Annotated in this window: 22 protein-coding genes; 15 read left to right on the top strand and 7 right to left on the bottom strand. The window is 71.5% G+C overall.

The features are described 5' to 3' along the window. Positions 1-10: 10 nt before the first annotated feature. From yvcK to E8D34_RS09165, 7 genes are all read left to right on the top strand, one after another. On the top strand, positions 11-1,030 hold the full coding sequence (gene yvcK / locus E8D34_RS09195; protein WP_136594306.1) for a uridine diphosphate-N-acetylglucosamine-binding protein YvcK: 1,020 nt from the start codon (positions 11-13) through the stop codon (positions 1,028-1,030). A 118-nt stretch (positions 1,031-1,148) separates the two neighbouring features. Beyond that, positions 1,149-2,135: a DNA-binding protein WhiA gene (gene whiA / locus E8D34_RS09190; protein WP_136594305.1), complete on the top strand. Its 987-nt coding sequence runs from the start codon at positions 1,149-1,151 to the stop codon at positions 2,133-2,135. 63 nt (positions 2,136-2,198) lie between these two features. Next, the gene (gap, locus tag E8D34_RS09185) at positions 2,199-3,197 is read left to right on the top strand and encodes a type I glyceraldehyde-3-phosphate dehydrogenase (protein ID WP_136594304.1); all 999 of its coding nucleotides are present in this window, start codon (positions 2,199-2,201) and stop codon (positions 3,195-3,197) included. Positions 3,198-3,297: 100 nt separating this feature from the next. Next, positions 3,298-4,503, top strand: a complete 1,206-nt coding sequence (locus E8D34_RS09180; protein WP_136594303.1) for a phosphoglycerate kinase — start codon at positions 3,298-3,300, stop codon at positions 4,501-4,503. Between the two features lie 2 nt (positions 4,504-4,505). Then, positions 4,506-5,312: a triose-phosphate isomerase gene (gene tpiA, locus E8D34_RS09175; RefSeq protein WP_136594302.1), complete on the top strand. Its 807-nt coding sequence runs from the start codon at positions 4,506-4,508 to the stop codon at positions 5,310-5,312. Between the two features lie 48 nt (positions 5,313-5,360). Next, positions 5,361-5,597 (top strand): preprotein translocase subunit SecG, encoded by a 237-nt coding sequence (secG, locus tag E8D34_RS09170; protein WP_136594360.1) that lies wholly within the window; start codon positions 5,361-5,363, stop codon positions 5,595-5,597. Between the two features lie 82 nt (positions 5,598-5,679). Beyond that, positions 5,680-6,039, top strand: coding sequence for an RNA polymerase-binding protein RbpA (locus tag E8D34_RS09165; protein ID WP_136594301.1), 360 nt, complete (start codon positions 5,680-5,682; stop codon positions 6,037-6,039). A gap of 102 nt (positions 6,040-6,141) precedes the next feature. Here the strand turns inward: E8D34_RS09165 and pgl are convergent, their stop codons facing one another. From pgl to tkt, 4 genes are read right to left on the bottom strand one after another with little or no spacing between them, the layout of a single operon-like run. Next, positions 6,142-6,894, bottom strand: a complete 753-nt coding sequence (pgl, locus tag E8D34_RS09160) for a 6-phosphogluconolactonase (RefSeq protein ID WP_136594300.1) — start codon at positions 6,892-6,894, stop codon at positions 6,142-6,144. Further along, positions 6,891-8,564, bottom strand: coding sequence for a glucose-6-phosphate isomerase (pgi, locus tag E8D34_RS09155; protein ID WP_136594299.1), 1,674 nt, complete (start codon positions 8,562-8,564; stop codon positions 6,891-6,893). Before pgi ends, pgl begins: the two co-directional genes overlap by 4 nt. Positions 8,565-8,569: 5 nt before the next feature. After that, positions 8,570-9,679, bottom strand: coding sequence for a transaldolase (tal, locus tag E8D34_RS09150; protein WP_136594298.1), 1,110 nt, complete (start codon positions 9,677-9,679; stop codon positions 8,570-8,572). A 60-nt stretch (positions 9,680-9,739) separates the two neighbouring features. After that, positions 9,740-11,845: a transketolase gene (gene tkt / locus E8D34_RS09145; protein WP_136594297.1), complete on the bottom strand. Its 2,106-nt coding sequence runs from the start codon at positions 11,843-11,845 to the stop codon at positions 9,740-9,742. Positions 11,846-12,037: 192 nt separating this feature from the next. Between tkt and E8D34_RS09140 the strand changes: the two genes are divergently transcribed. Beyond that, positions 12,038-12,949, top strand: coding sequence for a heme o synthase (locus E8D34_RS09140; RefSeq protein WP_240771251.1), 912 nt, complete (start codon positions 12,038-12,040; stop codon positions 12,947-12,949). Between the two features lie 298 nt (positions 12,950-13,247). Here the strand turns inward: E8D34_RS09140 and E8D34_RS09135 are convergent, their stop codons facing one another. Genes E8D34_RS09135 through E8D34_RS09125 form a run of 3 tightly spaced genes read right to left on the bottom strand, consistent with a single transcriptional unit; the run spans position 13,248 to position 15,882 of the window. Continuing rightward, a complete protein-coding gene (locus E8D34_RS09135) occupies positions 13,248-14,177 on the bottom strand; it encodes a COX15/CtaA family protein (RefSeq protein WP_136594296.1) in 930 nt (309 codons plus the stop codon). An 8-nt stretch (positions 14,178-14,185) separates the two neighbouring features. Next, entirely contained in the window at positions 14,186-14,950 is a 765-nt protein-coding gene (locus tag E8D34_RS09130) for an ABC transporter permease (protein WP_136594295.1), read from the bottom strand. Then, complete coding sequence (locus E8D34_RS09125) at positions 14,947-15,882, bottom strand: ABC transporter ATP-binding protein (protein ID WP_240771243.1); 936 nt, start codon at positions 15,880-15,882, stop codon at positions 14,947-14,949. Before E8D34_RS09125 ends, E8D34_RS09130 begins: the two co-directional genes overlap by 4 nt. Positions 15,883-15,924: 42 nt before the next feature. On the opposite strand from E8D34_RS09125, the gene E8D34_RS09120 reads away from it, so the two are divergent. The 7 genes from E8D34_RS09120 (at position 15,925) to sufC (ending at position 21,294) form a co-directional block, all read left to right on the top strand. After that, positions 15,925-16,290: a hypothetical protein gene (locus E8D34_RS09120; RefSeq protein ID WP_136594294.1), complete on the top strand. Its 366-nt coding sequence runs from the start codon at positions 15,925-15,927 to the stop codon at positions 16,288-16,290. Next, positions 16,283-16,759, top strand: a complete 477-nt coding sequence (locus E8D34_RS09115; RefSeq protein ID WP_168929381.1) for a hypothetical protein — start codon at positions 16,283-16,285, stop codon at positions 16,757-16,759. The genes E8D34_RS09120 and E8D34_RS09115 overlap by 8 nt, the downstream gene beginning before the upstream one ends. Positions 16,760-16,835: 76 nt before the next feature. After that, entirely contained in the window at positions 16,836-17,588 is a 753-nt protein-coding gene (locus tag E8D34_RS09110; RefSeq protein ID WP_136594293.1) for a helix-turn-helix domain-containing protein, read from the top strand. Continuing rightward, complete coding sequence (sufB, locus tag E8D34_RS09105; RefSeq protein ID WP_136594292.1) at positions 17,585-19,003, top strand: Fe-S cluster assembly protein SufB; 1,419 nt, start codon at positions 17,585-17,587, stop codon at positions 19,001-19,003. The genes E8D34_RS09110 and sufB overlap by 4 nt, the downstream gene beginning before the upstream one ends. Then, positions 19,003-20,190: a Fe-S cluster assembly protein SufD gene (sufD, locus tag E8D34_RS09100; protein WP_136594291.1), complete on the top strand. Its 1,188-nt coding sequence runs from the start codon at positions 19,003-19,005 to the stop codon at positions 20,188-20,190. Before sufB ends, sufD begins: the two co-directional genes overlap by 1 nt. 1 nt (position 20,191) lies before the next feature. Further along, positions 20,192-20,539: a non-heme iron oxygenase ferredoxin subunit gene (locus tag E8D34_RS09095; RefSeq protein ID WP_136594290.1), complete on the top strand. Its 348-nt coding sequence runs from the start codon at positions 20,192-20,194 to the stop codon at positions 20,537-20,539. Continuing rightward, a complete protein-coding gene (gene sufC / locus E8D34_RS09090; RefSeq protein WP_136594289.1) occupies positions 20,536-21,294 on the top strand; it encodes a Fe-S cluster assembly ATPase SufC in 759 nt (252 codons plus the stop codon). Before E8D34_RS09095 ends, sufC begins: the two co-directional genes overlap by 4 nt. The last annotated feature ends 10 nt before the right edge of the window (positions 21,295-21,304 follow it).

Below are 21,304 nucleotides of genomic sequence, written 5' to 3'. Positions count from 1 at the left end.
CGGCGCGGCGATGACGACATCGGACCGACCCTCCGCGGGGTTCGTCGAGCGCGCCCAAGCCGTGGTGGCGCTCGGCGGCGGACACGGCCTGCACGCCAGCCTCAGCGCGCTGCGGATGCTCGTCGACGACCTGACGGTGGACGAGCTGACCGCGGTGGTCACTGTCGCCGACAACGGCGGCTCCTCGGGTCGGCTGCGCGGCGAGTTCGGCGTACTGCCGCCGGGCGACCTGCGGATGGCGCTGGCCGCGCTCTGCGGCGACGACGAGTGGGGTGCCACCTGGGCGCGCGTGATGCAGCACCGGTTCGCCGGGGAGGGGGAGATGCGCGGCCACGTGGTCGGCAACCTGCTGATCGTCGGGCTGTGGGAGCTGCTCGGTGACCACGTCGACGCCCTGGACTGGGTCGGCCGGCTGCTCGGTGCGAAGGGCCGGGTGCTGCCGATGGCGCTGACGCCGATGGACATCACCGCTCAGGTCCGCGGCACCGCCCCCGACGCCCCGGACGCCGTCGTCACCGTGCGCGGCCAGGTCGAGGTGGCCACCACGGACGGGGTGATCGAGCAGATCGCGCTCGTGCCGCCCGACCCCGAGGTGAGCCCGGCGGTGACGTCCGCGATCGCCTCGGCCGACTGGGTCGTGCTGGGACCGGGCTCGTGGTTCACGTCGGTGCTCCCGCACCTGATGGTGCCGGACCTGGCGCGGGCGCTGATGGAGACGCAGGCGCGGGTCGTGGTGGTGCTGAACCTGGCCGAGCAGGCGGGGGAGACGGGCGGCTTCGGTCCCGCCGACCACCTGGCGGTGCTGGTCCAGCACGCCCCCGATCTGCGCGTGCACACCGTGCTCGCCGACCCGAGCAGCCTCGGCGGCGACCCCGCCCGCCGCGACCAGCTCCGGGCGGAGCTGGAGGAGGTCGTCGCGGCGCTCGGCGCGCGTCTCGTCCTCGCCGACGTCGCCGTCGGGGACGGTACGCCGCGACACGACCCGGCGCGGCTGGCGGCGGCGTACGCGGGCATCGTCGAGGCGGTCTGAGGCGGCGGGCGCCGTGGCGCGACGGGGCCGCGGGCGTCGTACGGGACACTGTCCCGGGCTCGCCCCGGACCCGCGAGGCGGGCGCGAGGGTCGTTGACGGTCGTGGGAAGATCGGCGCATGGCGATGACTCCTCAGGTGAAGGCTGAACTGGCCGCGATCAACATCACCAAGACGTGTTGTCGCAAGGCTGAGGTCGCGTCCACGCTGCGCTTCGCGGGTGGGCTGCACATCGTCGGCGGGCGGATCGTGGTCGAGGCCGAGCTGGACACCGGAGCGGCCGCGCGCCGGCTGCGCCGCGACATCTCGGAGATGTACGGGCAGACCTCCGACGTGGTGATGGTCCAGGGCAACGGCATCCGCCGCGGCAGCCGCTACATCGTCCGCGTGGTCCGCGACGGCGAGGCGCTGGCCCGCCAGACCGGACTGTTGGACCAGCGGGGCCGCCCGGTGCGCGGGCTGCCCCCCGCGGTCGTCTCCGGCGGCGCGTGCGACGCCGTCGCCGCGTGGCGCGGTGCCTTCCTCGCGCACGGATCGCTGACCGAGCCGGGCCGCTCGTCGTCGATGGAGATCACCTGCCCCGGCTCGGAGTCGGCGCTGGCCCTGGTGGGCGTCGCGCGCCGCCTCGGCATCCAGGCCAAGGCGCGCGAGGTGCGCGGCGTGGACCGGGTGGTGATCCGCGACGGCGACGCGATCGGCCAGCTGCTGACCCGCCTGGGCGCGCACGAGACGCTGATGGCCTGGGAGGAGCGCCGGATGCGCCGCGAGGTGCGCGCCACCGCCAATCGGCTCGCCAACTTCGACGACGCCAACCTGCGCCGCTCCGCGCGTGCCGCGGTGACGGCCGGCGCCCGGGTCGAGCGGGCCATGCAGATCCTCGGCGACGAGGTCCCCGATCACCTGCGGATGGCCGGCACGCTGCGCCTGGAGCACAAGCAGGCCTCGCTCGAGGAGCTCGGACAGCTGCACGAGCCGGTGCTGACCAAGGACGCGATCGCCGGACGGATCCGTCGGCTGCTCGCGATGGCCGACAAGCGCGCCGAGGAACTCGGCATCCCGGACACCGAAGCCTCGCTCACTCCTGAGATGTTGGCCGGCGACGCCTGATCCTCACCCCCTCCGAGCGCTAGGGTCGAAGCACCATCCCTGTTCGACTCGGAGGAGCATCCTGTGACCGTACGAGTAGGCATCAACGGTTTCGGTCGGATCGGCCGCAACTTCTTCCGCGCAGTCCGCGCGGGCGGCTTCGACATCGAGATCGTCGGCGTCAACGACCTGACCGACAACGCGACGCTCGCGCACCTGCTGGCGTTCGACACCATCCTGGGGCGCCTGGACGCCGAGGTGAAGGCCACCGACGAGGCGATCGTCGTCGGCGACACCGAGATCAAGGCGTACGCCGAGCGCGACCCGGCAGCGCTGCCCTGGGGCGACCTCGGCGTGGACATCGTCGTCGAGTCCACCGGTTTCTTCACCGACGCCACCAAGGCCCGCGCGCACGTGGACGGCGCCGGCGCCAAGAAGGTGATCATCTCCGCGCCCGCCAAGAACGAGGACCTCACCGTCGTCATGGGCGTGAACCACGAGCTCTACGACCCGGCGGCGCACACGGTGGTCTCCAACGCGTCGTGCACCACCAACTGCCTGGCGCCGATGGCGAAGGCGCTCAACGACAGCATCGGCATCGTCCAGGGCCTGATGACCACGGTGCACGCCTACACCGCGGACCAGAACCTGCAGGACAACATCCACAAGGACCTGCGCCGGGCCCGGGCCGCCGCCCTCAACATCGTGCCGACCTCCACCGGCGCCGCCAAGGCGATCGGCCTCGTGCTCCCGGAGCTGAAGGGCAAGCTGGACGGGTACGCGCTGCGGGTGCCGACCCCGACCGGCTCGCTGACCGACCTCACCTTCGAGGCGCCGCGCGAGGTCACCGTGGACGAGGTGAACGAGGCGGTCCGCGCGGCCGCCGACGGCCGCTTCCTGCGGTACTCCACCGACCCGATCGTCTCCTCCGACATCGTGACCGACCCGGCGTCCTGCATCTTCGACGCCCCGCTCACCAAGGTGATGGGCAACCAGGTGAAGGTCGCCGGCTGGTACGACAACGAGTGGGGCTACTCCAACCGGCTGGCCGACCTGATCGTCTACATGGGCGCCAGCCTCTGACCGGCCCGTGACGGGCCCGCGCCCGGCCCGCGTACAGTGCCGGCCGGGCCCGGGCCCGGCCCCACCACCCCCTCCGATGAAGAAGGAACTGCATCCCGACATGGCGGAATACCCAGGCCTCGGTGAGGTCAGCGGCAAGCGCGTCCTCGTCCGGTCCGACCTCAACGTGCCGCTGGACGGCGAGGTCGGCTCGAAGGTGATCACCGACGACGGGCGGATCCGTGCCAGCGTCCCGACCATCGCGGCGCTGGCCGCGGCCGGAGCCAGGGTGGTGGTCACCGCCCACCTCGGCCGTCCCAAGGGAGCGCCCGATCCGGCGTACTCCCTGGCGCCGGTGGCGGCGCGGCTCGGCGAGCTGCTCGGCGCGCCCGTCGCGTTCGCGACCGACACCGTCGGCGACTCGGCGCAGCAGGTCGTCGCCGGGCTCGAGGACGGGCAGGTGGCGCTGCTGGAGAACGTCCGGTTCAACGCCGGCGAGACCAGCAAGGACGAGGCCGAGCGCGGCGCGTTCGCCGACCGGCTGGCCGGCCTCGCCGACGCGTTCGTCTCCGACGGGTTCGGCGTCGTGCACCGCAAGCAGGCCAGCGTGTACGACGTGGCGCAGCGCCTTCCGCACGCGATGGGTGCTCTCGTGGCGACCGAGATCGACGTGCTGCGTCGGCTCACGGTCGACCCCGAGCGGCCCTACGTGGTCGTCCTCGGCGGCTCGAAGGTCTCCGACAAGCTGGGCGTCATCGACAACCTGCTCGAGAAGGCCGACAAGCTGCTGATCGGCGGCGGCATGGTCTTCACCTTCCTGGCCGCCCAGGGGCACGGGGTCGGGCAGAGCCTGCTCGAGGAGGACCAGATCCCGACCTGCCGCGACTACCTCGAGCGCGCCGCCGCCAGCGGGGTCGAGATCGTGCTGCCGACCGACATCGTGGTGGCCGACTCCTTCGGCGACGAGGCCTCGGCCCGCGTCGTACCGGCGGACGCGATCCCGGAGGGCACGCTGGGCCTCGACATCGGCCCCGAGTCCGGCGCCGCGTTCGCGGCGGCACTCTCCGACGCCCGCACGATCTTCTGGAACGGCCCGATGGGCGTCTTCGAGGTGGCGGCGTTCGCCGAGGGCACCCGCGCGGTGGCCCAGGCGCTCACCGGTGTCGAGGGGCTCTCCGTGGTGGGCGGCGGCGACTCCGCGGCAGCGGTGCGCACGCTCGGCTTCGACGAGGCGGCGTTCGGCCACATCTCGACCGGCGGCGGCGCCAGCCTGGAGTACCTGGAGGGCAAGGAGCTGCCCGGCATCACCGTTCTGGAGGGGAACTGATCATGGCGAGCAAGAAGTCCGCCCGCACGCCGCTGATGGCGGGCAACTGGAAGATGAACAAGACCCACCAGGAGGCGGTGGTCCTGGTCCAGAAGCTCGCGTGGACGCTCTCGGACAAGCGCCACGACTACGCGAAGGTCGAGGTGGCGGTGATCCCGCCGTTCACCGACATCCGGTCGGTCCAGACCCTCGTCGACGGTGACCGCCTCTCCCTCAAGTACGGCGCGCAGGACGTCTCCGTGCACGCCTCGGGGGCCTACACCGGGGAGATCAGCGCCGAGATGCTGAGCAAGCTCGGCTGCACGTACGTGCTGGCCGGTCACTCCGAGCGTCGCGAGTACCACGGCGAGTCCGACGAGCTGGTCGCGGCGAAGGCGCAGGCCGTCCTCGCGGCGGGCATGACGCCGATCGTCTGCGTCGGCGAGGGGCTGCCGGTGCGCCAGGCTGGCGAGCACGTGACCTACACGCAGGCCCAGGTGGTGGGCTCCCTGGCCGGGTTGACCGCCGAGCAGGTCGCCGGGCTGGTGATCGCCTACGAGCCCGTGTGGGCGATCGGCACCGGCGAGGTGGCGACCCCCGAGGACGCCCAGGAGGTGTGCGCCGCGGTTCGGGCGCAGGTGCGGGAGTCGTTCGGCGATGAGGCAGCGGAGTCGGTCCGCGTCCTCTACGGTGGCTCCGTCAAGGCCGGCAACGCCGCCGGCATCATGGCGCAGACTGACATCGACGGCTGCCTGGTCGGCGGTGCCAGCCTCCAGGCCGACGAGTTCGGCGGAATCTGCCGCTTCTACGACATGCCGGTCCTGGGGTGACCCAGGTTGCAGATCGTGGTGGGGTGCTGACGTAGGATCACGCACGTGTTGTCGACGCTTCTGACCATCCTGCTCGTGATCACGAGCCTGCTGCTCATCCTCCTCGTGCTGCTGCACAAGGGGCGTGGCGGCGGCCTCTCCGACATGTTCGGCGGTGGCGTCTCCAGCTCACTCGGTGGATCGTCGGTCGCGGAACGCAACCTCGACCGGTTCACGGTCGGCATCGGCGTGATCTGGTTCGCGTGCGTGATCGCACTCGGCCTCCTGCTGGCCTACCAGAGCTGACCGTTCGTCCGGCCCTCGGACCCGGGGGCGGACGACGCGTGTCACGACAAGATTTGTCACGACCAATGATGAGGAGAGTGCGTTGGCCGGAGGCGGAAACGCGATCCGTGGAAGTCGGGTGGGCGCAGGCCCCATGGGAGAGGCGGAGCGGGGTGAGGCGGCTCCGCGTCAGGCGATCACGTACTTCTGCGCGCACGAGCACCGTTCGGTGATCACCTTCTCCATCGAGGCCGTCGTGCCGGAGGAGTGGGACTGCCCCAAGTGCGGGCTCCCGGCGTCGGTGGACTCGGACAACCCGCCGCCCGCGCCGAAGATCGAGCCCTACAAGACCCACCTGGCCTACGTGAAGGAGCGTCGCTCCGACAAGGAGGCCGAGGTGATCCTCGAGGAGGCGATCCAGCTGCTGCGGGACCGCCGGAAGTCGGGCGAGATCATCTTCTGAGCGCGCCTCGGGCCTCGCCCGAGGAGAGAACGACGAACGGCGCGGGCCGGCAGGATCACCTGCCGGCCCGCGCCGTTCTGCGTCGTGGTGCGTCCCGGCCGATCAGAGCAGGGAGGCCGCGTCGTGGTCGAGGAACCAGACGGTCTCGTCGTGCCCGACCACGCCCCGCGCGGGGGTCTCGGCCACCGAGGTGCCGTCGCGGCTGCCCTCGACGGCCAGCGCGCGGGAGACGGCGTCGGCCTTGCCGGAGCCGGAGACCAGGAACCACACCGACCGGGCGTGACCGAGCGCGTCGAAGGTCAGCGTGACCCGGTCCGGCGGCGGCTTGGGCGAGTCGTGCACGGCGACGGCGATCGCGTCGGTCGCCTCGAGACCCGGGTGGCCGGGGAAGAGGGAGGCGATGTGGCCGTCGGGGCCGACGCCCAGCATCAGCACGTCGAAGTGCCCGGCGCCCTCGGCGCGCATCTCGTCGCCGTACGCCGCCGCGGCGGCCTCGGCGTCGGCGACCTGGTCGGAGGCGGGAACCTCATGCACCCGGGTCGCCCCGACCTCGTCGAGGAAGGCCGCCCGCGCCTGGCCGGCGTTGCGGTCGGGGGAGTCCGAGGCGACGAACCGCTCGTCGCCGAACCAGAAGTGCACCGCGCCCCAGTCGACGCCGGAGGCGGGCGCCAGCCGGGCCACCTCCCGGTGGATCGCCTCGGCGATGGTGCCGCCGGTCAGCCCGATGTGGGGCACGTGGCCGGCAGCCTGGGCGTCCGCGATCCGGTTGAGGAGCTCGCCCGCGACGGACGTGGCCAGGGCGGCCGGGTCGGGGTGGACCTCGATCAGCGGAGCCTCAGGGGTGTCGATGCTCATCGGTGTCGCTGCTCCCGGTAGTAGGTGATCAGGGCCCGGGTGGACGGGTCCTCCTCCGCCAGCGCCGCGGCGTCGCCGGCGACGGCGGGGGCGAGCTGCTGGGCGAGCTGCTTGCCGAGCTCGACACCCCACTGGTCGAAGCTGTCCAGCCCCCAGACGATGCCCTGGGTGAAGGTGATGTGCTCGTAGAGGGCGATCAGCTGGCCGAGTACGCCCGGGGTGAGCGCCGGCGCCATGATCGACGTCGTCGGCCGGTTCCCCGGGAACGTGCGCGCGGAGACCAGCCGCTCCTCGACGCCCTCTGCCCGGACCTCCTCCGCGCTGCGCCCGAACGCGAGCGCCTTGGTCTGCGCGAAGAAGTTCGCAAGGAACAGCTCGTGCACGTCCTGGTCGCCGTCGGTCAACGGGTAGTTGGGTTCCGCGAACGCGATGAAGTCCGCCGGCACCAGGCGAGTGCCCTGGTGCAGCAGCTGGTAGAACGCGTGCTGGCCGTTGGTGCCGGGCTCGCCCCAGAAGACCTCGCCGGTCTCGGTGGTGACCGGCGTGCCGTCCCAGCGCACGCTCTTGCCGTTGGACTCCATGGTCAGCTGCTGCAGGTACGCCGGGAAGCGGTGCAGCGACTGGGCGTAGGGGAGGACCGCGTGGCTCTGGGAGCCGAGGAAGTTGCAGTACCAGACGTTGAGCAGCCCCATCAGGAGCGGCACGTTCGCCTCCGCCGGCGTACGACGGAAGTGCTCGTCCATCGCATGGAAGCCGGCCAGCAGCTCGGCGAAGCGGTCCGGGCCGATCGCGATGACCAGCGAGGTGCCGATCGCGGAGTCGACGGAGTACCGCCCGCCGACCCAGTCCCAGAAGCCGAAGGCGTTGGCCGGGTCGATGCCGAACTCCGCGACCTTGTCCAGGGCGGTGCTGACCGCGACGAAGTGGCGAGCCACGGCGGCCGCGTCGTCGGGGCCCTCCAGAGCCCCGAGGCCGCGCAGCCCGTCGAGGAGCCAGGTGCGGCACAGCCGCGCGTTGGTCAGGGTCTCCAGCGTGCCGAAGGTCTTGCTGGAGACGATGAACAGCGTGGTCCGCGGGTCCAAGCCGGACAGCGTCTCCGCGACATCGGTCGGGTCGATGTTGCTGATGAACCGACACTCGAGGTCGTCGGCGCGGTAGGCCTTGAGCGCCTCGTAGGCCATCACCGGACCGAGGTCCGAGCCGCCGATGCCGATGTTCACCACCGTGCGGATGCGCTCGCCGGTGACACCGGTCCAACGCCCCGATCGCACCTCGTCCGCGAAGGCGTAGACCCGGTCCAGCACGGTGTGCACCTCGCCGGTCACGTCCTGGCCGTCGACCTCGAGATCGACGTCCTCCGGGGCGCGCAGCGCGGTGTGCAGCACCGCACGGTCCTCGGTCACGTTGATGTGCTGACCGGCGAACATGGCCTCGCGCCGATCCTCGAGCGCGACCTCCTTCGCGAGGTCGAGCAGGGCGCCCAGCACCGGACCGTCGAGGAGGTTCTTCGACAGGTCCACGTACAGGTCGGCAGCCGGGTGGCTCCACCGACTGGCGCGGTCGGGATCGGCGGCGAACCAGCCGCGCAGGTCGGGGGAGAAGGCCTCGGCGAGCGCGGCGAGCCGCGCCCAGGCCTCGGTGGTGGTGGGGTCGACGGGCGGCGGCGCCATCCGGGTTACCGCTCCGCTGCCCGGTCCAGCTGCGCCTGCACGGTGTCGATCAGCTCGGCCCACGAGACCTTGAACTTGTCGACGCCCTCGGTCTCGAGGACCGTGAAGACGTCGTCGAGGTCGACGCCGGCCGCCGCCAGCGCGTCGAAGAGGCGCTGGGCGTCCTGACCGTGACCGCTGACCTGGTCGCCGTGGACCTCGCCGTGGTCGGCGAACGCCTCCAGGGTCTTCTCCGGCATGGTGTTGACGGTGTCGGCCACCACCAGGTCGGTGACGTAGAGGGTGTCGGGGTAGGCCGGGTTCTTGACGCCCGTGGACGCCCACAGGGGGCGCTGCACGTGGGCGCCGGCGGCGGCCAGCGCCTCCCAGCGCTCACCGGAGAAGACCTCCTCGAACGCGGCGTAGGCCAGGCGGGCGTTGGCGACCGCGGCCCGGCCGCGCAGCGCGAGCGCCTCGTCGGAGCCGATCTTCTCCAGCCGGTTGTCGATCTCGGTGTCGACGCGCGACACGAAGAACGAGGCGACCGAGCGGATGCCCGAGATGTCGTGTCCGGCCGCCTTCGCCTGCTCGAGGCCCTCGAGGTAGGCCTCCATGACGGCGCGGTAGCGCTCGGTGGAGAAGATCAGCGTGACGTTGACGCTGATGCCCGCCGCGATCACGGCGGTGATCGCGGGCAGGCCCTCGAGGGTGGCGGGGATCTTGATCAGCGCGTTCGGCCGGTCCACGGCTGCCCACAGCGCCTTGGCGCTGGCGATGGTCGCCTCGGTGTCGTTGGCGAGCGTCGGCTCGACCTCGATCGACACCCGGCCGTCGTGCTCGGTGGCAGCGGCGACCGGCGCCATCACGTCGCACGCCGCGCGGACGTCGTCGGTGGTCAGCGCGAAGATCGCGGCCTCGGCGCCGGTGCCCGACGCGGCGAGCTCGGTGAGCTGCGCGTCGTAGACGTCGGCGCCGGAGACAGCCGCCGCGAAGATCGTCGGGTTCGTGGTCACGCCGACGACCGACCTCTCGGCGACGAGCTCGGCCAGGTTGCCGGACTCGATCCGCTCGCGGGACAGGTCGTCGAGCCAGATGGACACCCCCGCGTCGGCGAGGGCCTTCAGACGGTCACTCATGGATTCCTCCTGGAACGTGGTGGTGGTCCGGCGCCGGTGCCGGCCGAGCCGTTCGCCGGGTCAGCCAGCCGCGGCGATGCTCTCCTTGGCCGCCTCGACGACCGCCTCCGGCGTGAAGCCGAACTCCCGGAACATGGTCGCGGCGTCTGCGCTGGCGCCGAACCGGTCGATGCTGACGATCCGGCCGGCATCGCCAACGTACTCGCGCCATCCCTGCTTGACCCCGGCTTCGACCGAGACGCGGGCCTTGATCGACGGCGGGATCACACTGTCCCGGTACCCAGCCTCCTGCTCCTCGAACCACTCCAGGCAGGGGAGCGAGACGACGCGGGCGGCGATGCCGTCGGCGGCCAGCAGGTCGCGGGCCGCGACGGAGTGCTGCACCTCCGACCCGGTGGCCATCAGTACGACGTCGGGCTCGCCGTCGGTGTCCAGCAGCACGTAGCCGCCGCGCGCGACGCCGGCGGTGTCGGCGTACCCGTCGGTGCCGCGGGGGAAGACCGGCAGGTTCTGTCGGCTCAGGATCAGGCCCGCCGGTCGGTCGGTGTTGGCCAGGATCGCGGCCCAGGCGGCGGCGGTCTCGTTGGCGTCGGCCGGACGGACCACGTCGAGACCGGGCATGGCGCGCAGGGCGGCCAGGTGCTCGACGGGCTGGTGGGTCGGGCCGTCCTCGCCGAGGCCGATCGAGTCGTGGGTCCACACGTACGTGACCGGCGCCTGCATCAGCGCGGCCACGCGGACCGAGCCCCGCATGTAGTCGGAGAACGTCAGGAAGGTGCCGCCGAAGACGCGGGTGCCGCCGTGCACGGCGATGCCGTTCATGATCGCGCCCATGCCGTGCTCGCGGATGCCGAAGTGCAGCACCCGGCCGCCGACCGGGTCGCCCTCCCAGTCATGGGTGGTGCGGCTCGTGGGCACGAAGGACCCGGCGTCCTTGATCGTGGTGTTGTTCGACCCCGCGAGGTCGGCCGAGCCGCCCCACAGCTCGGGCATGATCGGCGCGATCGCGTTGATCACCTTGCCGGACGCGGCGCGGGTCGCGACACCCTTCGCGTCGGCCTCCCACGTCGGCAGCGCCTCTGCGAAGCCCTCGGGCAGGGCCCGCTCCTTGAGCCGGTGCAGCAGCGCGACGCCCTCGGGGTGGCCGGCGGCCCACGTCTCGTAGGCCTTGTCCCACTCGGCGCCGTAGGCCTGACCGCGCTCCAGCAGGCCGCGGGTGTGGGCGATGACGTCGTCCGGCACCTCGAAGGTCTTCTCCGGGTCGAAGCCCAGGACCTTCTTGGTGGCCGCGACCTCGTCGGCCCCGAGCGCCGAGCCGTGGGCGGCCTCGGTGTTCTGCGCGTTCGGCGCGGGCCAGGCGATGATCGTGTCGAGGACGATCAGGCTCGGCTTGTCCGACACGGCCTCGGCGGCCTTGATCGCGTCGTACAGCGCGGGGATGTCCTCGTGGTAGTCGGCGCCGTTGGTCCGGTCGCCGGCCTTCGTCCAGTCGACGGTCTGCACGTGCCAGCCGTAGGCCTCGTAGCGCGCGGCCACGTCCTCGGTGAACGCGACGTCGGTGTCGCCCTCGATGGAGATCTGGTTGCGGTCGTAGATGACCGTCAGGTTGCCGAGCTCCTGCGTGCCGGCGATGGAGCTGGCCTCTCCGCTGACGCCCTCCTGGAGGTCGCCGTCGGAGCAGATCACGTAGACGTGGTGGTCGAACGGGCTCTCGCCCGGGGCGGCGGTGGGGTCGAGCAGGCCGCGCTGCTTGCGCTGTGCCATCGCCATACCGACGGCGTTCGCGACGCCCTGACCGAGCGGGCCGGTGGTGACCTCGACGCCGCGGGTGTGCCCGTACTCGGGGTGGCCCGGGGTCAGGCTGCCCCAGGTGCGCAGCGCCTCGAGGTCCTCGAGCTCGAGGCCGAAGCCGCCGAGGTAGAGCTGGGTGTAGAGGGTGATGCTGGAGTGGCCGCAGGAGAGCACGAAGCGGTCGCGGTTGATCCAGTCCGGGTCGGCGGGGTCGTGCCGCATGACCTTCTGGAAGAGCAGGTACGCCGCCGGCGCCAGGCTCATCGCGGTGCCGGGGTGGCCGTTGCCGACCTTCTGAACGGCGTCCATCGCGAGCACGCGCGCGGTGTCGACGGCCTTGGTGTCGAGGTCGGTCCACTCGAGGTCCGGGATCATGCCCCCGAGCCTATCGGCGCGCGTCGAACGGGTCACACCGCCTCGGTAGCGGTGGAACGGCGGATCCTCGCTACAATCACGACGCTCTGCCCTTTCGGGTTGTCCGCTGCAGTGAGGATCTCCGTGACCTACGTCGACCCCGCCCGCCGCGAGGTGAGCAACCGGAGCACCCCGCGCGGCGTCAACGGTGAGCTGCCGGCCGGCGATCGGCCCAAGGCGACCGTCAAGGACGTGGTGATGGCCTATGTCGGCCTCACCAAGCCCCGCGTCATCGAGCTGCTGCTCCTGACCACCGTCCCGGTGATGTTCTTCGCCGCCCGCGGCGTGCCGCCGCTCGGGCTGGTCGCCGCCACCGTCGTCGGCGGGGCGTTCTCCGCCGGCTCGGCGTCGGTCTTCAACTGCGTCTACGACCGCGACATCGACGAGCAGATGCGGCGCACCCGCCGTCGGGCGCTGCCGCGGCACATCGTGACGCCGGCCGCCGCGCTGACCTTCGGCGTCGTGCTCGGGGTGCTCTCGACCGTCATCCTGGCGGTCTGGGTGAACCCGCTGTCGGCCGCGCTCTCGGTCGGCGCCAACGCCTTCTACGTGTTCGTCTACACGATGCTGCTGAAGCGTCGTACGACGCAGAACATCGTGTGGGGCGGCATCGCCGGCTGCTTCCCGGCCCTGATCGGTTGGACGGCGGTGACCGGCGAGCTCTCCTGGGTCCCGGTCATCCTGTTCGCGGTGGTCTTCTTCTGGACGCCGCCGCACACCTGGGCGCTGGCGCTGCGCTACCGCGAGGACTACGCCCAGGTCGACGTGCCGATGCTCCCGGTGGTCAAGCCGGCCCGGGCCGTCGCCGTCCAGATCGTCGCCTACAGCTGGGTGATGGTCGCCACCTCGCTGCTGCTGTGGCCGGTCGCGGAGACCGGTCTCTTCTACCCGATCGTCGCCACGGTCCTGGGTGCGGTGTTCCTCTTCGAGGCCCACCAGATGCTGCGCCGTACCCGTCGCAGCGAGGAGCTCAGCGTCATCCAGCCGATGCGCCTGTTCCACTCCTCGAACCTCTACCTGTCGCTGCTGTTCGTCGCCGTCGCGATCGACCCGCTGCTCAAGTAGCCCGCACGCACCCTTCCGCGACTTGGGGTTTGTGGCGGCCCGAGACGCGGGTTCTGGCGGCCCGAGAAGTGCGGTGCGGTGGCCCGTCGCCAGCGCCCAGCGCCGCAGCCCGACGACCCGACGCTCCGCACAGTCGTGCTCGGCGGGCTCTGACGCCCAGTTCGGCGCGCCACAACGCCCAACTCGGCGCGCCACAACGCCCAGTTCGGCGCGCCACAACGCCCAGTTCGGCGCGCCACAACGCCCAGTTCGGCGCGCCACAACGCTCAACTCGGCGCGCTACAAGGCGCGGCTCGGGTCAGACCCGGGGGCGTGCCCGGGCGGCGAGCAGCAGCCAGGTGAGGGTCGCGGAGGTGAGGGCGGCGCCGAGCATGTGCAGGCCGACGAGCAGCTCGGGCAGGTCGGTGAAGTACTGCCAGAAGCCGATCGCTCCCTGCGTCAGCTCCACGGCCAGCAGGAGCACCGCGGCGCGGGTCAGCACCGGCAGCGCGGCGCGGCGGGCCAGGAACAGCACCACGAGGCTCACGGCCACGAGGGCGTAGACGGCCCACGCGTGGACGTGGGACATCACCTGCGGGTCCAACCCCGTACGACGGGACTCCAGGTCACCGGAGTGCGGACCGGATCCGGTCACCACCGTCCCGAGGTAGAGCACCACCCAGCCGACCGCGAAGGTGGTCACCGAGAGCCGCCCCAGCGCCGCGGGCGCGGCGGGACGGGCGACCGGGCGCAGGTGGTCCAGCAGCAGCACGCAGACACCGATGATCGCCATCGAGAGCAGCAGGTGGCCGGCCACGACCCACGGGTTGAGCTCGGTGAGCACGGTGACGCCGCCGAGCAGTGCCTGGGCGGGGATGCCGAAGGCGATGATGGTGGCGAGCCGGACCGAGCGGTCGGCGCCGGGGATGCCGGCGCGGAGCGCGGAGCGCGCGGCGAGCCAGCAGGAGATGGCGATGGCGACCAGCACGAAGGTGAGGGTGCGGTTGCCGAACTCGATCGCGCCGTGCCAGCCGAGCTGGCCGTGGGGGACGTAGGACTCCTCGGAGCACTTCGGCCAGGTCGGGCAGCCGAGCCCGGAGGAGGTCAGCCGGACCGCGCCGCCGGTGACGACGATCGCGATGTTGCCGATCAGGTTGGCGATCGCCAGGGGCCAGAGCCACCGGGCCAGACCGCGGGAGGCCCCGCCGCTGACGCCGCGCGCACCGGTCTCCGTCTGCACCGTCTCCACGCTGTTTCCTACTCCCACTTGAACGTTCGCGCCGTGAGGGCCGAGCCCGCCAGGGCCCAGCCGAGCAAGACCGCCAGGTCGCGCCAGGCGACCGTGCCCGCGCAGGCGTCGCGCATGGCCTCGCCGAGTGCGCCCGAGGGCAGCCAGGCGACGAGGTCGCCGAGGCCACCGTAAGCCGAGGCGGGCAGGATCACCGCACCGCCGGCCAGCAGCAGCAGGTAGACCAGGTTGGCCGCGGCGAGTGTCGCCTCGGCCCGCAGGGAGCCGGCGAGCAGCATCCCGAGCGAGGCGAAGGCGCCGGTGCCGAGCAGGGCGGCCAGCAGGAGGCCCGTGACCGAGACGTCCGGCGACCAGCCCAGCGCCAGCGCGACCGAGCCGATCACGACGAACTGGATCACCTCGACCACCAGCAGTGCGCCGACCTTGCCGGCGAGCAGGGTCGAGCGCGAGAGGGGCGCGGTCCCGAGGCGCTTGAGCACGCCGTAGCGCCGCTCGAAGCCGGTGGCGATCGCCAGCGAGGTGAACGACGTCGACATCACCGCGAGCGCGAGGACGCCGGGTGAGAGGACGTCGACGGCGCGGCCGGAGACGCCGAGGTCGATGTGCTCGGCGGCGCGGACCGCGCCGACGAGCACCACGATCGGGATCACCACAGCGATCAGCAGCTGCTCGCCGTTGCGCAGCATCAGCCGCGCCTCCATGGCGGTCTGCGCGAGCACCTGGCGCGGCAGGGGCGCGGCGCCGGGGGCGGGGGCGAAGGTTCCGGTGCTCACGCGAGCTCCTCCCGGCCGGTCAGCTCGAGGAAGACGTCCTCGAGGTTGCGCTGCCCGAGGCTGAGCGACTCCGGCAGGATCGAGTGCTTCTCGCACCAGGCGGCGACGACGGCCAGCGTCGATCCGTCCGCCGGCCCGGAGAGCTGCAGGCTCAGGGCGTCCAGCCGCACCAGGTCGGTGCCCTCGCCGAGCGCGCGCGCCAGGTCCTCGGGGGCGCCGGCCGGGAACGGCTGGGTGACGACGAGCCGGATCGTGGCGACGGTCCCGCCGCGGGTCAGCTCCAGCGGCGTACCGCTGGCGACGAGCCGGCCGCGGTCGATGATGTGCACCCGGTCGGCCAGGCGCTCGGCCTCCTCGAGGTAGTGCGTGGTGAGCACCACGGTGACGCCGTCGGCCCGCAGCTCCTCCAGCAGCTCCCAGACGGTACGACGGATGGCCGGGTCCATGCCGGCGGTCGGCTCGTCGACGAAGACCAGCTCCGGGCGTCCGATCAGGGCCATCGCCAGGCCGAGGCGCTGGGCCTGCCCGCCGGAGAGCCGTCGGTAGGTGGTGCCCGCGCACTCGTGCAACGCGAGCCGCTCCATCAGCAGGTCCACCGGCAGCGGGTGGGCGTGCAGTCGGGCGAAGTGGTGCAGCATCTCCGCGGGCTTCGCGCCGCTCCAGGCGCCGCCGGACTGCAGCATCACGCCGATCCGGGGCATCAGCTCGGCACGCTGGCGGACCGGGTCCAGCCCGAGCACGCGGACCGTGCCCTGCTGGGGACGGCGGTAGCCCTCGCAGGTCTCGAGGGTGGTGGTCTTCCCGGCCCCATTGGGACCCAGGACGGCGGTGATGGTGTGGGGCTCGACCTCGAGGGAGAGCCCGTCGACGGCGGTCTTGTCGCCGTACCTCATCACCAGACCGTCGACGGACACGGCGGGACCTGCAGGCACCCGGCGAGTGTAGAGCCCGACCCCGGCACCTACGCTTTCGGCGTGACTCCCTGGCTCTTCGGGGCGGTGCTCGTGCTCTGCGGCGTGGCCGCGATCGCGGTCGTCGTCCACCTCGTCCGCGACGAGATCCCGTCCGACCGCACGTTCATCCTGCTCGGTCTCGTCGAGCTCGCCCTGCTGATCCAGCTGGTGGTCGGGATCGTGGCGCTGGCGACGACCGACCGGGACGTGACGGGGGTGCTCTTCGTCAGCTACCTGATCGGCGTCGCTGCCGCGCCGCCGATCGGCGCGTTCTGGTCGCTCGCCGAGCGCAGCCGGGGTGGCACGGCCGTGCTGCTGCTGGCGATGCTGACGGTGGCGGCGCTCGAGGTGCGGCTCTGGGACATCTGGGGAGGCGCCGGTGCCTGAGCACGACCCGACCGCGACCGCCGCCGCGCGGGCCGCGGGCCGTCCCCGCGAGGAGCTGTCGTCGGGCTGGGGCCGCGCGCTGGTCTTCACCTACGGCGTCTTCGCCGTCGCCGCGACTGGACGCTCCGCCGTACAGCTGAGCATGTACCCCGACCGGGCGCCGCTGGCCTACTCGCTCTCCCTGCTGGCCGCGGTCATCTACCTGGTGGCGACGACCTGCCTGCTGGTGGGTGGACGCCGCGGCTGGTGGTTGGCGCTCGTGGCCGTCGGCATCGAGCTGGTCGGCGTGCTGTCGGTGGGCATGCTGAGCTACGTGGCCACCGACCTGTTCCCGGACAAGACGGTCTGGTCCCACTTCGGCCAGGGCTACGGCTTCCTGCCGCTGCTGCTGCCGCTCGCGGGGCTCGCCTGGCTGTGGCACACCCGCCCGGAGCCCCGGCAGGGCCGGGGAACGAGGCCCGGGGACTGAGTCCCGGGTCACACGGCGAGGCGGGTTAGGGGGGCCTTCCTTGAACCGCCGGAAGCATTAACGCCACACTTGCGTTGTGGAATTCGTGGACCAGACGAGCGACCAGCCGACGCGGCAGCGCGTCGCGCGGTCGATCCTGGTCAACGGCCCCTCGACGGCGGCCGATCTCGCGGAGCGTCTCGACCTCACGCCGGCCGCCGTGCGACGCCACCTCGACCACCTCCTCGCCGAGGGTGCGGTCGAGGCCCGGGACCCGCGTCCGGTAGGCAGCCGGGGCCGCGGTCGTCCCGCGAAGGCCTTCGCGCTCACCGAGCGCGGCCGCGACGGCTTCGAGGCCCAGTACGACGACCTGGCCGCCGCCGCGCTCCGCTTCCTCGCCGACACGGCGGGGGAGGAGGCGGTGAAGGCCTTCGCCGAGCAGCGCGCCTCGTTCATCGAGGAGCGGTTCGGCGCGGTCGCCGAGGCACACCCGGAGGCGAGCCCGGCCCAGGTGCTGGCCGAGGTCTTCAGCGAGCAGGGCTACGCGGCGTCGGTGCGGGACCTCCCGGCCGGTGCGGCACCCATCGCGGGGGAGCAGCTGTGCCAGCAGCACTGCCCGGTCTCCCACGTGGCCCACGAGTTCCCCCAGCTGTGCGAGGCGGAGACCGCGGCGATCAGCCGGGTCCTCGGCACCCACGTGCAGCGGCTGGCGACGATCGCCCACGGCGACGGCGTCTGCACCACCTGCATCCCGGACACCCACCGGGTCGCGACAGGCCTGAACGCCGACAACTCCGACATCCCTGACGCGGGGTCGGCGAACAACGAGAAGGAGCGGGTCATCTCATGACTTCGATCGAAGAGCTCAACCCCGAGCTGAAGGGGATCGGTCGCTACGACTTCGGGTGGGCCGACCCGGACGTCGCCGGTGCCGCGGCCCAGCGCGGCCTCAACGAGGCCGTCGTCCGCGACATCTCGGCGAAGAAGGACGAGCCGCAGTGGATGCTCGACCTGCGCCTGAAGGGCCTGAAGCTCTTCGACCGCAAGCCCATGCCCTCGTGGGGCTCGGACCTGTCGGGGATCGACTTCGACAACATCAAGTACTTCGTGCGCTCCTCGGAGAAGCAGGCCACCTCCTGGGAGGAGCTGCCCGAGGACATCAAGAACACCTACGACAAGCTCGGCATCCCGGAGGCGGAGAAGCAGCGCCTGGTCGCCGGCGTCGCCGCCCAGTACGAGTCCGAGGTCGTCTACCACTCGATCCGCGAGGACCTCGAGGCCCAGGGCGTCCTGTTCCTGGACACCGACACCGCGCTGAAGGAGCACCCGGAGCTCTTCCAGGAGTACTTCGGCACGGTGATCCCGGTCGGCGACAACAAGTTCGCCGCGCTCAACACCTCGGTGTGGTCGGGCGGCTCGTTCATCTACGTGCCCAAGGGCGTCCACGTGGACATCCCGCTGCAGGCCTACTTCCGGATCAACACCGAGAACATGGGCCAGTTCGAGCGCACGCTGATCATCGTCGACGAGGACGCCTACGTGCACTACGTCGAGGGCTGCACCGCGCCGATCTACTCCTCGGACTCGCTGCACTCCGCGGTCGTCGAGATCATCGTCAAGAAGGGCGGCCGCTGCCGCTACACGACGATCCAGAACTGGTCGAACAACGTCTACAACCTGGTGACCAAGCGAGCGGTCTGCGAGGCCGGCGCCACCATGGAGTGGGTCGACGGCAACATCGGCTCCAAGGTCACCATGAAGTACCCGGCCGTCTACCTGATGGGCGAGCACGCCAAGGGCGAGACCCTCTCGATCGCGTTCGCGGGCGAGGGCCAGCACCAGGACGCGGGCGCCAAGATGGTGCACGCCGCGCCGCACACCTCGAGCTCGATCCTGAGCAAGTCGGTGGCCCGCGGCGGCGGCCGGACGTCGTACCGGGGCCTGATCCAGGTCAACGAGGGCGCCCACGGCTCGAAGTCGAACGTCCTCTGCGACGCGCTGCTGGTCGACCAGATCAGCCGCTCGGACACCTACCCCTACGTCGACATCCGCGAGGACGACGTCTCCATGGGCCACGAGGCGAGCGTCTCGAAGGTCTCCGACGACCAGCTCTTCTACCTCATGTCGCGCGGCATGGAGGAGGACGAGGCGATGGCGATGATCGTGCGCGGCTTCGTCGAGCCGATCGCCAAGGAGCTCCCGATGGAGTACGCCCTCGAGCTGAACCGACTGATCGAACTGCAGATGGAAGGAGCCGTCGGCTGATGACGGCCACGATCGACACCACGACCCCGGCCGACTCGGTGCGCGACGCCCTCGAGGCCGACCGCGTGGAGAGCCACCTCAACCCGCCGCCGTCCTACGACCTGGCCGACCACCCGGTCCCGACCGGTCGCGAGGAGGTGTGGCGCTTCACGCCGCTCAAGCGGCTGCGCGGCATCCTCGACGGCGAGGCCTCCGACGCCGCGCTGGCCACCGAGACCTCGGTGCCGGCCGGTGTGGAGATCTCGACGATCACCGCCGAGCAGGCGCGTGAGCTGGGCGAGCTGGCGCCGAACGAGCGGCCGGCCGCGCTGGCGATCGCGAACGCCGCAGGCGCCACCCTGGTCGACGTCCCGGCCGACTTCACCAGCGAGGAGCCCCTCGTGATCCGCCTCAAGGGCGGCTCGGTGGAGGACCTGGTCTGGGGCCACCTGCTGTTCCGGATCGGCACCAACGCCCAGGTCACGATCGTGCTGGAGCACACCGGCTCGGCGCGCTACTGCACCACCACGTCGTACGTCGTCGGGGACGGCGCGCACGTCAACATCCTCTCCCTGCAGGACTGGGAGGACGACGCGGTGCACCTGGGCCGCGACGCGATCCGTGTCGGCCGCGACGCCTCCGTCCGGCACGCGGCGGTGACCTTCGGCGGCGACCTGGTCCGGATGCACGCCAACGTCGAGTACGCCGGCCCCGGCGGCGAGGCCGAGCTGCTCGGCCTCTACTTCGCCGACGACGGCCAGCACATCGAGCACCGGCTCTTCGCGGACCACAACGCGCCGAAGACCAAGAGCAACGTGGTCTACAAGGGCGCGCTGCAGGGTCAGGGAGCCCACACCGTGTGGATCGGCAACGTCCTGATCCGCAAGGTCGCCGAGGGCATCGAGACCTACGAGGAGAACCGCAACCTGGTCCTCACCGACGGCTGCCAGGCCGACTCGGTGCCGAACCTGGAGATCGAGACCGGCGAGATCGCCGGGGCCGGTCACGCGTCGGCCACCGCGCGCTTCGACGACGAGCAGCTCTTCTACCTGCGTTCGCGCGGCATCTCGGAGAAGGAGGCCCAGCGCCTGGTCGTGCACGGCTTCTTCAACGACCTGATCCGCAAGATCGACATCCCGATGGTCGAGGACAAGCTGCGCGAGACCGTCGAGATCGAGCTCGCGAAGAACGTCCTGAAGGACGCCTGACGTGGCGTTCCACCGCGCCTGCGCGCTGAGCGAGGTCCGATCCGATGAGGGCCTCGCGGTCGACGTCGAGGAGTACACGGTCGTCATCGCCCGCGACGGCGACGACGTCTACGCGCTCCAGGACCTCTGCTCGCACGCCGCCGTGGCGCTGAGCGAGGGCGAGGTGGCCGACTGCCAGATCGAGTGCTGGCTGCACGGCTCCACCTTCGACCTGAGGTCCGGCAAGCCCCTCAGCCTCCCCGCCACCGAGCCGGTGGCGACCTTCCCCGTCGAGATCCGCGACGAGCCCGACGGGCCCGCGGTCTACGTCGACATCACCACCACCCTGAACGGAGTCACCCCCGCATGAGCACCCTGGAGATCAAGGACCTGCAGGTCTCGGTCAGCACCGAGGACGGCCCCAAGGAGATCCTCAAGGGCGTCACGCTGACCATCCGGTCCGGCGAGACCCACGCCATCATGGGCCCCAACGGCTCGGGCAAGTCCACCCTGGCCTACTCGATCGCCGGCCACCCGAAGTACGACATCACGGGCGGCACCGTCACCCTCGACGGCGAGGACGTCCTGGCGATGTCGGTCGACGAGCGCGCCCGTGCCGGCCTGTTCCTGGCCATGCAGTACCCGGTGGAGGTCCCCGGCGTCTCGGTCGCGAACTTCCTGCGCACCGCCAAGACCGCCATCGACGGCGAGGCCCCCAAGCTGCGGACCTGGGTCAAGGACGTCAACGGCGCCCTCGACCGGATGAACCTGGACTCGACGTTCTCGCAGCGCTCGGTCAACGAGGGCTTCTCCGGCGGCGAGAAGAAGCGCCACGAGATCGCCCAGCTCGACCTGCTCGACCCGAAGGTCGCCGTCCTCGACGAGACCGACTCCGGCCTCGACATCGACGCGCTCAAGGTCGTCTCCGAGGGCGTCAACCGCTTCCGCGAGCGGGACAACAAGGCCGTCCTGCTGATCACCCACTACACGCGGATCCTGCGCTACATCAAGCCCGACCACGTGCACGTCTTCGTGGACGGCCGCGTGGCCGAGTCCGGCGGTCCGGAGCTGGCGGACGAGCTCGAGGCCAACGGCTACGAGAAGTACGTCGGCGCCCGCGCCTGACACCCGCCGC

It is taken from the genome of Nocardioides sp. GY 10113, assembly GCF_004919105.1.
Taxonomy (GTDB): domain Bacteria; phylum Actinomycetota; class Actinomycetes; order Propionibacteriales; family Nocardioidaceae; genus Nocardioides.
This window is presented reverse-complemented; position numbering and strand designations above follow the sequence as displayed.